Source organism: Moorella thermoacetica, assembly GCF_001267405.1.
GTDB lineage: Bacteria > Bacillota > DSM-521 > Neomoorellales > Neomoorellaceae > Neomoorella > Neomoorella thermoacetica.
On sequence record NZ_CP012369.1, the window covers coordinates 22,918 to 35,878 of the forward strand.

Below are 12,961 nucleotides of genomic sequence, written 5' to 3' on the forward strand. Positions count from 1 at the left end.
TCCATGGACCCGGCCCTCCACGCCCTTACCGACCAGTACTGGTACTGGTCCCTGTTTTTCTTCATTTACGGCCTGTCCTTCTTCCTGATGGGCTTTGGCATCCTCATCCGTTCCAGGTGGGGAAGTAACCTCAGCCTGGGACGGCGGTTACCCTCCCTGGCCGTCTTTGGCCTGTTGCACGGGGCCACGGAATGGGGTTATATCTTCATTCCGGCCCGGGTGGTAGCCGAGGGCTGGCAAACCTTGCGGGGGGCCCTTTTAACCGGCGGCCATGCTTTACTTCTAGCCCTTTCCTATACCTTTCTCCTGGCCTTTGGCCTCAACCTTATGGTCGATACCAGGAACTGGCCCGGCTGGGTTAGAACCCTGCCGGCAGTTTTCCTGGGTGGCTGGGGTCTGATTTTTTTCCTCACCTTTCCCGGCGGCGGGGCAGCCACGGGGCCGTGGCTTGTTTCCGGAGACGTAACGGCCCGTTATTTACTGGCAGTACCGGGGTCGATCTTGAGCGCCCTGGCCATCCTGGCCCAGGTGGAGGAGCTGGCCCGGTTACGGCGCCGTTCCTTGAGGTTTTGCCTGATTGGCTCAGCTATGGCTTTATTCCTCTATACCTTTGCCGGTGGCCTGATGGTGCCGCCGGCGTCCTTCTTCCCGGCCAACGTCCTGAATACGGGCCTTCTAATGTCCCTTGGCCTGCCGGCCCCGGTCCTGCGCATCCTCAGCAGCGTCCTGGTTGCCTACTTTATCTTCCGCCTCCTGGAGGTTTATGACGCCGAGGAGCAACGTTACCGGGAGACAGTTAGGGAGCGGGAGATGATCTGGCGGGAAAGGGAAAAGATTCGCCGGGATCTCCACGACGGGGTTATCCAGTCCATTTACGGCCTGGCCCTGGGCCTGGAGCATAGCCGCAACCTTCTCGCTGACAACCCGGCGGCAGCAGCCGACAGGTTAAAGGTCTTGACCGGCCAGGCGGAAGGGATAATCAACGACTTGCGGGGATACCTGGCCGGGTTGCACCTGGGCCGGGAACTGCCGGCCGATCCGGTGGCCATTATCAAAGAACAGGTGATCAATCTGGCCCGGGGTACAGAATTGGAGATCAAATGGCAAATTAAGGGGGCAGCCCAGGGCGGCCTGGATAGTGAACAGCGGGACCACCTCTACCATATGGTGGCGGAGATCTGCAGTAATATCCGTCGCCATGCCCGGGCCAGCTGGGTCCGGGTCCAGGTGGATCTAGGTGGGGAGGGTTTTAAGGTTACAATAAAAGATAACGGCACCGGCCTGTTGGGAACAGTGCCAGACCACGGCCAGGGGTTAATCAACCTGCGGCAGAGGGCGGCCCTGGCCGGGGGCTGGCTGGAAATAGCAAGCTCACCCGGTCGGGGCACGACGGTAACCTTCTGGTTGCCTTACTCTATCGGCGGCGGGAGGGAAGGGGATGGCCATTCGCGTTATGCTGGTCGATGATCATGCTCTGGTCCGGGAAGGGCTCAGGGCCCTCCTGGAGCGAGAAGGGGACATTGAAGTAGTGGGTGAGACTGGCTCGGCTGCCGGAGTGCTGGCCCTGGCAGAAGAGTCCCGGCCGGAGGTAGTAGTTATGGATCTCCAGCTGGGCGCGGGCCGGAACGGTGTCGAGGCCACCAGGGAGCTGGTAGAGAAAAAACCGGAAATCAAGGTCGTTATCCTCAGTATGTATGACGATGAAGAGCTGGTCTTCCGCGCCCTGGAGTCGGGGGCCAGGGGTTACGTGCTAAAACGGGCCGGGATTGAGGAACTGACAACGGCCATCCGCCTGGTAGCCAGGGGGGAGGCTTACCTGGATCCCCAGATAGCGCGACGGGTGATAGAGGGCCTGCAAGAAAGGCTGCCCTTCACCAGGGCGTCCCGGCCGGAAGGACCGGAGCTTACCGAGCGGGAGTTAGAGGTGCTGCGCCTGGCCGCGGAGGGCCTGACTAACGCTGAGATCGCCCGGCGCCTGGTCATCAGCGTTAAAACCGTCCAGGCCCACCGGGCCAATATCATGCAAAAGCTGGGCCTCCACGACCGGGTAGACCTGGTCAAATACGCCATTAAAAACGGAATCCTCAAGCTGGATTCCGGCTGAGATAGGCAGACGGGGTATAGGGCAACGAATCTAGGCCGAAAATAGGTTCCCGAACCGATGGGCTCTTTCTCCTCCGACAGGTATAGTAAAGATGCGAAGACCTTCACAAGGGGGAGAGGGAAATGCTTAATCTGTTAAGGGACCGCCGTCTGAGTATCCTCTGGACAGTCGTACGGATTTGGTTGGGCTGGCAGTGGTTGCAGGCAGGCCTGCACAAGCTAGCGGACCCCAAGTGGATGGAAACCGGCGTAGCCCTCAAGGGATACTGGACCAAAGCCGTAGGTACCCCCGGACTTATCCATTACGGATGGTATAAAGCTTTTCTCAACGGGTTGTTAAATAGCGGTTCTCACACCTGGTTTGCCAAGTTTGTAGCGGTAGGGGAGTTTTTGACGGGTGTGGGCCTCATTCTGGGGGCGCTGACGGTAGTCGCGCTGGTTGCAGGGGCTTTCATGAATCTCAATTATATGCTGGCCGGAACTACTAGCACAAACCCCGTCCTGTACACTCTGGCTATCATTTTGCTGCTGGCCGGCAGTGCGACCTATTACTATGGCGTTGACCGCTTTCTCTTCAATTACCTGCGGCGGGAGAGAAAAGATACTCTAAATAATCCTGTACCAGCCCATAAGTAATAACAGGTTGCCCCGGATAACTCCGGTTTCATGAGAAACCGGAGTTGTCCTTTTCCTGTCGGCTGGGTTTCAGAGAGAAAACCTTTTGACAGCCGGTAGGAGCATGTGTTATACTATCTTTGCTAGACGTGGAGGGGTGTCCGAGTGGTTTATGGAGCTGGTCTTGAAAACCAGTGATGCTCTTGACGGGCACCGTGGGTTCGAATCCCACCCCCTCCGCCAGTAAGCGAACGTGGAGAGATGGCCGAGTAGGTCGAAGGCGGTCGCCTGCTAAGCGATTGTACAGGACTAAAACCTGTACCGTGGGTTCGAATCCCACTCTCTCCGCCATAATCAACTGGCGCCTTACCAAGGCGCTAGTCGCCTTTTTACCTTTCGTTTCATGACTTGACGCGGGCCGGTAACTCTGTTAAAATAAACGTTGCCGGTAAAAAATAAAAACGCGCGCCCGTAGCTCAACGGGATAGAGTAACTGGCTACGAACCAGGAGGTTGGGGGTTCGAGTCCCTCCGGGCGCGCCATTTTTTATCTTTGCGTCTGTAGCTCAGGTGGATAGAGCAGCGGTTTCCTAAACCGCGTGCCGGGGGTTCGAGTCCCTCCAGGCGCACCAGGATAGCAGCGGGGTGGCCTTTATGGACCACCATTTCTATATGGGCGAGGCCCTGGACGAAGCCAGGAAGGCCTTTGATCTGGGGGAAGTTCCCATCGGAGCGGTAATAGTAGCAGGGGGGGAGATCATCGCCCGGGCCGGCAACCGCCGGGAAACCCTGGCTGACCCTACGGCCCATGCCGAGATCATCGCCCTCCGGGCAGCAGCCCGGGTACGAGGTGACTGGCGGTTAACAGGGGCTACTTTGTATGTCACCCTGGAACCCTGTCCCATGTGCGCCGGTGCCCTGGTCCAGGCCCGCATCCGCCAGCTGGTTTATGGGGCCCCGGACTTGCGCAGCGGGGCGGTAGATTCCGTGGTCAATCTGGTGGAGAATCCCCATTTTGACCATCAGGTAGAAGTGATCCCAGGCATCAGGGAGGAAGAGTGCCGGGAGCTAATAAAAAAGTTTTTCCAGATGCGGAGAGATGGCTGAGCTGGTTTAAGGCGCTCGACTCGAAATCGAGTGAAGGTGATGAGCCTTCCGTGGGTTCGAATCCCACTCTCTCCGCCAGTATAGTATAGGGGGGGTTCTGCCATTACAGGTGGAACCCCTTTTAGTACTTCGACAGGGAGCTATTTTTCCAGTATGATCAGAAATCCAAGGTTAAGCCCCATTATAAAATGGGCCGGCGGCAAGGAAAAGGAACTTCGTTACATCCTCCCCAACCTCCCCAGCGGGGTCCGCAATTACTATGAACCCTTTGTCGGCGGCGGGGCCGTCTTTTTTGCCGTTGACCGGCCGGCCATGTATATCAATGATAAAGCGCCGGAGCTAATTACCCTTTATAACATGATTCGCGAAAATAACCGGGATTTTTTTCAAACCCTGGAGGCCCTGGCCTGGAGCTGGGAACGCCTTACCATGGTTGTAAGGGATAATGGCACCATTTTGGAAGATATTTACAGAAAGTATGCCAGCGAGGTCTATTCCGGTACGCAATTGTCCCGGGCAGTGGCAGAGCTTATTAAAACGCGGGGGCAGGAGTTCAGGGAGATTCTGGCACCTTTTATTAACCCGGAAAACTTCTTCGGGGAAATAAAAAGAAACCTTCTCAACAAGATAACCAGGATGAAAAAAATTGCCGCCCGGAAGGGCGCCCTGGCCAGCAGGGATATCCTGGCCAACCTGGAAGGCGCCTTTAAAAGTGCTTTCTACATGCACTGCCGCTACCTGTACAACCATACCGCTACCTTCGGCTTGGGCCCGGGAACCGCCACCGCCCTCTTTTACTTTATCCGGGAATACTGCTATGCCGCCATGTTTCGTTATAACAGTCGGGGCGAATTTAACGTCCCTTACGGCGGTATTTCTTATAACGATAAGGATTTCGCCCGTAAGATAGCCTACCTCAAATCCCGTGAAGTACGCGAACACCTGGGTAAGGCCAGGATTTTTTGCCTGGATTTCGAAGAGTTTCTCCGCCAGACTGCCCCCGGGCCGGAGGATTTTATCTTCCTGGACCCGCCCTATGATAGTGATTTCAGCGCCTACGCCGGGATGTCTTTCGGACCAGCCGATCAGGAGCGCCTGGCAGCCTATCTCGCTGGCGCATGCCGGGCAAGGTTTATGCTGGTAATTAAAAATACGCCCTTTATTTACGACCTCTACCGGGATCACGGCTTTAGAATCCGGGCCTTTAACAAAAGATACCAGGTTAGTTTTCAGAACCGAAACGATAAGTCCGCGAGGCATCTGATGATTACCAACTACTGAGTTCCGGCGAAGTCTCCCGGCACGACGAACTTTAACCGGTGAGAGCGTGAAGATGCCACGCTGCCTTTTGTTTGCAGCGAGCAAGCTTCTACCGAAAGGAGAATCGATCGAAGGCTGGGGCGAGGGATGACTAAGGCAAAAGACGGCTTGCAATTAAGCCTAGTTAGCTGTATAATAAACTAGCTAACAGATTTAACTATAAACGACCATCAGTTTGGCGCGGAGAGATGGCTGAGTGGTCGAAGGCGCTCGCCTGGAGAGCGAGTAGACGGGTCACAATCCTGTCTCGTGGGTTCGAATCCCACTCTCTCCGCCATTTTAATTTTTCCAGATTTGACCGTGCTAGATGGGGAGGTAGCGGTGCCCTGTAACCCGCAAACCGCTATAGCGGGGTTGAAGTCCCACTGGCGGACCTGACCTGTGGGGTCCGGCCGGTGTAAGGGGCGAAGAGAACCGGGTCCTGCGCGACGAGAACTCATGAACCCCGTCAGGTCCGGGAGGAAGCAGCGGTAAGTGAGCAGCCTCGGGTGCCGCAGGGGTACCTGGTTGGAGTTACCTGCACCGGTAACGCCCGGAGGCCATGTTCAACAGTGGGTGCACGGTCACTTAAGGTGACAAGAAGGGATTATTCGGATGGTGAATAATCCCTTTTTTACATACCTGTTTTCCTACCTGCCGGCAGTTATTTGCAGGTGCACTATTATTCCGGCAAAAGAAGGTGAAAGAATTGGCCCAGTACCAGGCCCTGTACCGGCAGTGGCGGCCTCGCACCTTTGCCGAGGTGGTGGGGCAGGAACATATAACCAGGACCCTTCGTAACGCCCTGCGTACCGGGCGCCTGGTTCACGCCTACCTCTTCTGTGGCCCCAGGGGTACGGGGAAAACCAGCACGGCGAAAATACTGGCCCGGGCCATCAATTGCCTGGCACCCCGGGAGGGGGAACCCTGTAACGAATGCGCCAATTGCCGGCGTATCCTGGCCGGAAACTCCCTGGACGTCCTGGAGATGGACGCCGCCTCCAACCGGGGGATTGACGAGATCCGCAATCTGATTGAGAAAATACCTCTGGGTCCGGTAGAAGGCAGGTACAAGGTTTATATTATCGATGAAGTCCATATGCTGACCCAGGAGGCCTTTAATGCCCTCCTGAAAACCCTAGAAGAGCCCCCGGCCCATGCAGTCTTTATTCTGGCTACCACCGAGCCGCGCAAGGTTCTGCCGACCATCCTATCCCGCTGCCAGCGCTTTGATTTTCACCCCCTGACGGTACAGGCCATTGCCGGTCGCCTTCAGGAAGTGGCAGCAGCCAACGGGGTGGAGATTGAGCCCGGAGCTTTGAGCCTCTTATCCCGCAAGGCTGCCGGCGGCTTGCGGGATGCCCTCAGCCTCCTGGACCAGATTCTGGCCAGCGGCACCAGGGGACCGGTAACGGCCGGGCAGGTAGCAGTTACCCTGGGCACGGCGCGACTGGACACCCTCCTGGCCCTGACCGATGCCCTGGCTACCGGCGATGGTGCCGGGGTGTTGAACCTGGTAGATAAAGCCCTGGCATCCGGTATCGAGCCCCGGCGCCTGCTTGAGGACTTACTCGATCATACCCGCAACCTTCTGCTCTTAAAAGTGGACCCCGGCGCCGGCTCCCTGACCGGCCTTCTGCCTGAGGAAGTGGAGCAGGTGGCGGCTCAAGCCCGGCAGTTTGACCACCATCGCCTGCTAGACCTCATGGAAAGGCTACAGCAAGGTGGAGCGGCTCTGCGCCGGAGCAACCAGCCGCGGGTCATCCTGGAGATGACCCTGGCTGGCTTCCTGGTTGCCCCCGGCCCCTCCCTGGAAGGCCTGGCCCGGCGGGTGGCGGAACTGGAGGCACGTCTGGCCGCCCTGGAAGGTTCCGCTCCCAGCAGGACCCGGGAAAAGGTTGCCACCAGGAACCAAGGAGAAGGGGGCAGGCCGCCGGTTGCCCCGGGGAGCCGGGCTGATGCCGGCGGGCAGGAACGGGGAAACAGCGGCCCACTTGAGGCCCCCGGGGCAGGGTCTCCTGCTGGACGGGCCCGAGTAATTAACCGTTCCCGGGAATTCCCGCAGGCTGCCGGCAGGGATCGGGCAGGGCTGGCCGGGCCGGAGACCGCGACCGGCCTGGAACCCGGTTCGCCGGCATCTCCGGGGCTGGAACTGGCCGTAGTGCAGGAACACTGGCCGGAAGTCCTGGCTGCCGCCCGCAGGGAAAGCATCCAGCTTCAGGCCTTCCTGCGGGAGGGCGAACCGGTAGCAATAGATGGTGATACCCTGACTCTGGCCGTCAAAGCCGATTTTCACCGGGGCATGCTGGAGCAGCCTGGTAACAGGCAGAAGGTGGAGAAAGCCCTGGCTGCGGTCTTCGGCCGGCCTTTAAAAGTAGTCATTACCTCCGGGAAACCCTCCCCACCGGGGGACACCGGCGATACCTTGACCCGGTTGGTGAACTTTTTCGGGGCGGATAAAGTGGAGATCAAGGACTGAAAGACCTGAAGGAGGATTGAATCAATGGGCATGGGCAATATGAACAAAATGATGAAACAGATGCAGAAGATGCAGGCCCAGGTAGCCAGACTCCAGGAGGAATTGGGGGAGAGGACGGTTGAGGCCAGCGCCGGCGGTGGGGTAGTAAAAGTTACGGCCAATGGTCGCCAGGAACTAGTCAACATTAAAATTGACCCGGCAGCCGTTGATCCTGAAGACGTGGAGATGCTCCAGGACCTTATCCTGGCGGCCGTCAACGAGGCTCTGCACCAGTCCCAGGAGATGGTAACCAGGGAAATGGCGAAGATTACTGGCAATATCCGCCTGCCGGGGTTTTAGGGAATGTATTACCCGGAGCCCCTCAATAAACTGATTACCGCCCTGGGCAGGCTACCCGGAATCGGCCCCAAGACAGCCCAGCGCCTGGCCTTTCATCTCCTTAAAGTTCCGGCCAGCGAAGCCCGGGACCTGGCGGCGGCTATCCTGGAAGCGCGCCAGAAGACAATCTATTGCTCCATCTGCGGTAACTTCACTGACAGGGATCCCTGCCGCCTCTGCAGTGATCCGGAAAGGGATCACTCCTGCATCTGTGTGGTTGAAGAAGCACGGGACATTATCGCCCTGGAGAAAACACGCCAGTACCGGGGCCTGTACCACGTCCTCCAGGGAGCCATATCCCCCGTGGATGGTATCGGCCCGGAGCAGTTAAGGGTCAAGGAGCTCCTGGCCCGGCTTCATGACGGGAAAGTCAAGGAGGTCATCCTGGCCACTAATGCCGATGTCGAGGGGGAATCGACGGCCCTTTACTTGGACAAACTGCTGAAAACCCTGGGGGTAAAGGTTACCCGCCTGGCCTACGGCTTGCCCGTCGGCGGCGATCTGGAATACGCTGATGAGGTTACCCTGGCCCGGGCCTTTGCCGGCCGCCACGAACTAGAATAAAATTGGGATAGAGCAAAAAGTTGGCAAGAAATAATTCCCAGCTGCATATCCTATCACCAAAGGCAGTTGGGAGGTGGCCGGTTTTATGGAACTGGGACCGAGGGAAGAATTAGAAAAAATGGCTGAAGCCATCAGAGAAGCCAGGGAGGAATGGCTGGCGGCCCAGCGTTTTTTTGCCGAAGTTACGGAACCGGACCTGGTTGATCAGGCCATCTACCGGCTGGAGGCTGCAGAAAGAAGGTATATGTACCTGTGGAAAGTAGTCCGTAACCGGGGACAGGCCTTGCATAATTTCGATCTGTAGGGGGTAGTAGCCGTGGCAGGCGATACCATCCAGCTCCTTTTTGCTGCCCTGTTCCTGCTCTTCCTGATTTATCTCCTGGGCAGTATTTTTTTAAAACCCCTGAAGCTGGTCTTGAAAATCATAATCAACTCCTTCTTTGGCCTGCTAATCCTCTGGGCCTTTAATTTCTTCGGTGCCTATTTTCACTTTTTTATCCCTTTAAACTGGCTCACAGTCTTAATTGCCGGTTTTCTGGGCCTGCCAGGCCTGGTCTTGCTGATTTTTTTACGCCTGGTACTGGGAGCCTGAGGCCGGAGCTGATAGGCCAACAAACTGAATCTGGTTTTTACTTTAAGCCCGGTTGCCCCGGGTTTTTATTTTCCTTTCATACTCGGCCCGATAATGAAACATACTAAAGGCGAGGTGAGGGCCGGCGCGCATTGTAGAGGCTTATGTAGGCGAATACGGCAGCGGCAAATCGGAAAACGCTATTAACCGGGCTGTCTATTTACGCAGGCAGGGCCGGGTAGTCACCCTGGCCGACCTGGATACCGTAGAACCATGTTATACCCTGCGACCCCTAAAAAAAGAACTAGAAGAGCAAGGCATAGAGGTCTTGGGGTGGGAAACAGGACAGGTAACTGGCTGGGGTGAAGCCGGGACTGTACTTTACCCGGCGGTCCGCTGGGCCCTGCGCCGGGAAGGCAGTGTCATTATCGATGTCGGTTATGGCGTCGCCGGGGCAAGGACTTTACATTTACTGGAGGACGTGGAGGAGAATCCCGACCTCCGGGTCCTGGCAGTTATTAACACTACCCGTCCGGCTACGGCCACGGTGCCGGCTATAATCGATCATGTCCGCTCCCTGGGGCGGGTCGACGGTCTCATCAATAACACCCATCTGGGCGACGAGACCACGGCTGCCTTGGTACAGGAAGGTGCGGGGATGGTGACCACCGCGGCCCGGGAGCTGGGAATACCGGTGGTGGCTACGGCTGTAGTGGAGGAACTGGCTTTCTTCCTGGGAGAGCGGGACTGGGAAGGTAATCCCGTACGGGTGCTTCATCGCTACATGCCCCGGGCCTTCTGGTAGGACCCCTGTGGCCGGGGGAACTAAAGTTCCACCCCCGCTGCTTAGGCAACTGAACGCCAAGTTTGCTAGCCGAAAACCACTGGAGCCCTTATGGCTGTATTTCTAGCCCACGGGAAACAAACCAAGAAACACTTCATTTAGCAGAATCCTATTTTCGGAGACGGTGAATATATGGCTGCAAAACCCATTGAAGGAGAGCAAAGGGCCTTTATGACCGGCAACGAGGTTGTCGCCTGGGCCGCCCTGGCGGCAGGGGCTGACATCATGTACGGTTACCCCATTACGCCCCAAAACGAGATCATGCACTACTGGACCCGCATGGCTCCCAGGTACGACCGGGGTTTTTTACAGACCGAGGACGAAATATCAGCCGGGTTTACTACTGTGGGCGGGGTTCTGGCCGGCAAGAGGGCCTTTACGGCCACCGCCGGGCCGGGCAATGTCCTCATGCAGGAGGCCATGTCCATGGCCGAGATGATGCGCCTGCCCACCGTGGTGGTCGTGACCCAGCGGGGCGGCCCTTCGACGGCCACGGTCATCTATTCCCAGCAGGAACTCAACCTGACCTGTTTCGGCGGCAATGGGGAGGGACTCAGGATTGTTTATTCCACCTCCTCCCATCAGGACCTTTTTAACTATACCATCAAGGCCTTCAACACTGCCTGGAAATATCGTTTCCCTACCTTTGTCCTGGGTGACGGTTACCAGTCCAAGATGAGGGAACCGGTAACCATCTATGACCCCGCCACCAGGGGTATTGTCATGGAAGAGTGCCGGCCGATGGTAGGCCTGCCGGGTATAGCCGGGATAGATCGTGAGCCTGCCCACCTGCGCAATACCTACAACCTCGAGGATGAACTTTATGACCGGCTTAGCGCCTCAATTAAAGACTACCAGGCCATGCTCCCGGAAGTAGTCGAATGGGAGGCCTACGCTGTGGACGATGCCGAGTTCCTGGTCATTGCCCACGGAGTTGTTTCCAGGGCCGCCCGGGCAGCCGTAGACTCCCTCCGGGAAGCCGGCATCAAGGCCGGGTACTTCCGGCCCATTACCCTTAGACCCTTCCCGGAGGAAGCCTTGCAGCCCCTAGCTGCCAGGGCGCAAAGGATCCTGGTGGTCGAGTCCGCCCACGGCCAGCTGGAACGCCAGGTCAGGGCCAGCCTCTATGGCCTGGAAACACCCGTCAGCGGCTACCTGCGGCCGGGCATGGGCATAACCCCGGAGGAGATAATCGGCGCCGTCCAACAAACTATAAGGAGCTGATTTTATGGCCCTGGCTGCTCAACCGCAAATGCCGCGGGTCTGGCGGGCCGAAACCAAACCCCATAAGTTTTGCCCCGGCTGCGGCCACGGTATTATCCTCAAGGCCCTGGGTGAAGCCATCGATGCCCTGAATATCCAGGAAAGGACCATTTTCGGCTGCGATATAGGTTGTTCCCTCCTTTCCTGGGACTTTTTCAACCTGGATACCATCCAGACCCATCACGGCCGGACAACCCCGGTCCTGGTAGGGATGAAACGGGTCCGGCCGGAGCTGGTGGTTGTTTCCTACATGGGTGACGGCGGCGCCTATGCCATCGGTGCCCAGCACCTGGTCAGCAGCGCCGTGCGCAACGACCTGGTAACCATCATCGTCGTCAACAACACCCAGTACGGTATGACCGGCGGGCAAATGGCGCCAACCACCCTCCCCGGACAAAAGACCGAGACAACCCCCTACGGCCGTGACGTCAAGCTCACCGGCCGGCCTATGCTGGGACCGGAACTGGTGGCTGCCGTCGCCCCGCCCGGAGCCTATGTGGCCAGGGGCAGCATTGCCAACGTGGTCCAACTCAAGAACTTTATCCAGAAAGGGCTGCTAAACCAGATAGAGGGACGGGGAATAGCCTTTATCGAGGCCCTGTCAGCCTGCCCGACCAACTGGCGTACCAATGCCGCCGAAACCTGGCGCTTTATTGAAAAAGAAATGGCCGCCTATTTTCCTACCGGGGAATTAAGGACCCCCGGCGAGGTAAAAAACGGCCAGGTCGGGGAGGGAACGCCCGATGCCCCTGAACATTAAGATTGCCCTGGCCGGGGAAGGCGGCCAGGGAGTCCAGTCCATAGCCGAGATTTTAACTGAAGCCGCCTACCGCGCCGGTCACCAGGCCCTGTATATCCCCAACTTCGGGGTAGAACAACGTGGCGGTGTTTCGGTAGCCTTCGTTCAGGTAAGCGAACAGCCGGTGAGTGCACCCAAATTTACCACCGGGGATATAGTCGTGGCTTTAAGCTACCGGGCCGTGGAACGGGTAAAGCAGTATACCGGCGCGGCGACCACCCTGGTTTATGACGCCAGCCTGGAGGATGAAGTCCGTAAGGTATATGGGGATAAGCCCGGAAAGCTGGCCGTTCCTGCCCTGGAGATAGCCCAGAAGGAGATGCACCCCCGGGTTTTTAATGTCATTATCCTGGGGGTGCTGGTGGGTCTCACCGGTTTTCTGAAACAACAGGAAGTAAAAGAAGCCCTGGAACGCCAGCTCGGCCATAAATTTGCCCAGGACCCCAGCCTGCGGGATCTGAACTATCGCGCCCTGGAAAGGGGCTACCAGCTGGTTAGCAGGAGGGAAGCACAATGAGCGTAGCTTTTAAAGCCATTACTACGGAAAACGGCAAGGGCATCTTTCACCTCTTCCCGGCCCTTTGCAAGGGCTGCGGCCTGTGTATCGAGAAATGCCCGGTGGATACCATTGGCTGGGCCAAACAACTGGGGGCCTTTGGTACGCCGGTGGTCGAACCCGGTCATGGTAAACCCTGCATTGCCTGTAAAAAATGCCAGCTGGTCTGCCCCGACGCAGCCATCTGGATTGAGCGCCGCAACGGCAAGGACCGGTCTGACAGCCTTACCAGTTTGCCAGAAAGGCATTGACAGGTGTACCAGGCAGTGGTATATTGAGAGTAGATGGAGCAATATTTAAATTTTTTATTAAGTAGGGGTATATTGTGATTGGTTACGCGTAATCTTGAACCCTGCCCCATTTACAGCCGGCTCGCCCGAGGGA

General features: G+C 57.4%; 15 protein-coding genes, 6 tRNA genes and 1 other RNA gene. All 22 read left to right on the forward strand.

The genetic code is table 11. From position 1 onward, the window contains the following. The first annotated feature begins 3 nt into the window (after positions 1–3). Positions 4–1,467, forward strand: a complete 1,464-nt coding sequence (locus MOTHE_RS00105) for a sensor histidine kinase (RefSeq protein ID WP_053094523.1) — start codon at positions 4–6, stop codon at positions 1,465–1,467. After that, positions 1,439–2,104 (forward strand): response regulator, encoded by a 666-nt coding sequence (locus tag MOTHE_RS00110; protein WP_011391572.1) that lies wholly within the window; start codon positions 1,439–1,441, stop codon positions 2,102–2,104. Before MOTHE_RS00105 ends, MOTHE_RS00110 begins: the two co-directional genes overlap by 29 nt. A gap of 122 nt (positions 2,105–2,226) precedes the next feature. Beyond that, on the forward strand, positions 2,227–2,739 hold the full coding sequence (locus MOTHE_RS00115) for a DoxX family membrane protein (protein ID WP_011391573.1): 513 nt from the start codon (positions 2,227–2,229) through the stop codon (positions 2,737–2,739). 130 nt (positions 2,740–2,869) lie between these two features. Then, positions 2,870–2,961, forward strand: a tRNA-Ser gene (locus MOTHE_RS00120). Positions 2,962–2,973: 12 nt separating this feature from the next. Next, positions 2,974–3,069, forward strand: a tRNA-Ser gene (locus tag MOTHE_RS00125). A gap of 114 nt (positions 3,070–3,183) precedes the next feature. Then, positions 3,184–3,260, forward strand: a tRNA-Arg gene (locus tag MOTHE_RS00130). A 12-nt stretch (positions 3,261–3,272) separates the two neighbouring features. Continuing rightward, positions 3,273–3,349, forward strand: a tRNA-Arg gene (locus MOTHE_RS00135). A 22-nt stretch (positions 3,350–3,371) separates the two neighbouring features. After that, the gene (tadA, locus tag MOTHE_RS12595; RefSeq protein WP_011391574.1) at positions 3,372–3,824 is read left to right on the forward strand and encodes a tRNA adenosine(34) deaminase TadA; all 453 of its coding nucleotides are present in this window, start codon (positions 3,372–3,374) and stop codon (positions 3,822–3,824) included. Beyond that, positions 3,811–3,902 (forward strand) — tRNA-Ser (locus tag MOTHE_RS00140). Before tadA ends, MOTHE_RS00140 begins: the two co-directional genes overlap by 14 nt. 75 nt (positions 3,903–3,977) lie before the next feature. Continuing rightward, on the forward strand, positions 3,978–5,105 hold the full coding sequence (locus MOTHE_RS00145) for a DNA adenine methylase (RefSeq protein WP_053094524.1): 1,128 nt from the start codon (positions 3,978–3,980) through the stop codon (positions 5,103–5,105). Positions 5,106–5,326: 221 nt separating this feature from the next. Then, positions 5,327–5,421 (forward strand) — tRNA-Ser (locus MOTHE_RS00150). Between the two features lie 21 nt (positions 5,422–5,442). Continuing rightward, positions 5,443–5,707, forward strand: an RNA gene (gene ffs / locus MOTHE_RS12600) — signal recognition particle sRNA large type. A 125-nt stretch (positions 5,708–5,832) separates the two neighbouring features. Beyond that, entirely contained in the window at positions 5,833–7,602 is a 1,770-nt protein-coding gene (dnaX, locus tag MOTHE_RS00155) for a DNA polymerase III subunit gamma/tau (RefSeq protein ID WP_011391576.1), read from the forward strand. A 24-nt stretch (positions 7,603–7,626) separates the two neighbouring features. Then, a complete protein-coding gene (locus MOTHE_RS00160) occupies positions 7,627–7,941 on the forward strand; it encodes a YbaB/EbfC family nucleoid-associated protein (protein WP_011391577.1) in 315 nt (104 codons plus the stop codon). Positions 7,942–7,944: 3 nt separating this feature from the next. Continuing rightward, positions 7,945–8,544: a recombination mediator RecR gene (gene recR, locus MOTHE_RS00165; protein WP_011391578.1), complete on the forward strand. Its 600-nt coding sequence runs from the start codon at positions 7,945–7,947 to the stop codon at positions 8,542–8,544. Between the two features lie 85 nt (positions 8,545–8,629). After that, the gene (locus MOTHE_RS00170; RefSeq protein ID WP_011391579.1) at positions 8,630–8,848 is read left to right on the forward strand and encodes a DUF2508 family protein; all 219 of its coding nucleotides are present in this window, start codon (positions 8,630–8,632) and stop codon (positions 8,846–8,848) included. A gap of 12 nt (positions 8,849–8,860) precedes the next feature. Continuing rightward, entirely contained in the window at positions 8,861–9,136 is a 276-nt protein-coding gene (locus MOTHE_RS00175) for a pro-sigmaK processing inhibitor BofA family protein (protein ID WP_011391580.1), read from the forward strand. A gap of 307 nt (positions 9,137–9,443) precedes the next feature. Further along, on the forward strand, positions 9,444–9,920 hold the full coding sequence (locus MOTHE_RS00180) for a hypothetical protein (RefSeq protein ID WP_080997153.1): 477 nt from the start codon (positions 9,444–9,446) through the stop codon (positions 9,918–9,920). Between the two features lie 171 nt (positions 9,921–10,091). Beyond that, positions 10,092–11,183 (forward strand): transketolase C-terminal domain-containing protein, encoded by a 1,092-nt coding sequence (locus MOTHE_RS00185; protein WP_011391582.1) that lies wholly within the window; start codon positions 10,092–10,094, stop codon positions 11,181–11,183. A 4-nt stretch (positions 11,184–11,187) separates the two neighbouring features. Beyond that, positions 11,188–11,982: a thiamine pyrophosphate-dependent enzyme gene (locus MOTHE_RS00190; RefSeq protein ID WP_011391583.1), complete on the forward strand. Its 795-nt coding sequence runs from the start codon at positions 11,188–11,190 to the stop codon at positions 11,980–11,982. After that, entirely contained in the window at positions 11,966–12,538 is a 573-nt protein-coding gene (locus tag MOTHE_RS00195; RefSeq protein WP_011391584.1) for a 2-oxoacid:ferredoxin oxidoreductase subunit gamma family protein, read from the forward strand. The genes MOTHE_RS00190 and MOTHE_RS00195 overlap by 17 nt, the downstream gene beginning before the upstream one ends. After that, on the forward strand, positions 12,535–12,828 hold the full coding sequence (locus MOTHE_RS00200) for a 4Fe-4S dicluster domain-containing protein (RefSeq protein WP_011391585.1): 294 nt from the start codon (positions 12,535–12,537) through the stop codon (positions 12,826–12,828). The genes MOTHE_RS00195 and MOTHE_RS00200 overlap by 4 nt, the downstream gene beginning before the upstream one ends. Positions 12,829–12,961 lie beyond the last annotated feature (133 nt).

Bases quoted from the DNA above. Each gene is read 5' to 3' on its own strand.
- MOTHE_RS00105 (WP_053094523.1), top strand. From the start codon at position 4: ATGGACCCGGCCCTCCACGCCCTTACCGACCAGTACTGGTACTGGTCC.
- MOTHE_RS00110 (WP_011391572.1), top strand. From the start codon at position 1,439: ATGGCCATTCGCGTTATGCTGGTCGATGATCATGCTCTGGTCCGGGAA.
- MOTHE_RS00115 (WP_011391573.1), top strand. From the start codon at position 2,227: ATGCTTAATCTGTTAAGGGACCGCCGTCTGAGTATCCTCTGGACAGTC.
- tadA (WP_011391574.1), top strand. From the start codon at position 3,372: ATGGACCACCATTTCTATATGGGCGAGGCCCTGGACGAAGCCAGGAAG.
- MOTHE_RS00145 (WP_053094524.1), top strand. From the start codon at position 3,978: ATGATCAGAAATCCAAGGTTAAGCCCCATTATAAAATGGGCCGGCGGC.
- MOTHE_RS00160 (WP_011391577.1), top strand. From the start codon at position 7,627: ATGGGCATGGGCAATATGAACAAAATGATGAAACAGATGCAGAAGATG.
- recR (WP_011391578.1), top strand. From the start codon at position 7,945: ATGTATTACCCGGAGCCCCTCAATAAACTGATTACCGCCCTGGGCAGG.
- MOTHE_RS00170 (WP_011391579.1), top strand. From the start codon at position 8,630: ATGGAACTGGGACCGAGGGAAGAATTAGAAAAAATGGCTGAAGCCATC.
- MOTHE_RS00185 (WP_011391582.1), top strand. From the start codon at position 10,092: ATGGCTGCAAAACCCATTGAAGGAGAGCAAAGGGCCTTTATGACCGGC.
- MOTHE_RS00190 (WP_011391583.1), top strand. From the start codon at position 11,188: ATGGCCCTGGCTGCTCAACCGCAAATGCCGCGGGTCTGGCGGGCCGAA.
- MOTHE_RS00195 (WP_011391584.1), top strand. From the start codon at position 11,966: ATGCCCCTGAACATTAAGATTGCCCTGGCCGGGGAAGGCGGCCAGGGA.
- MOTHE_RS00200 (WP_011391585.1), top strand. From the start codon at position 12,535: ATGAGCGTAGCTTTTAAAGCCATTACTACGGAAAACGGCAAGGGCATC.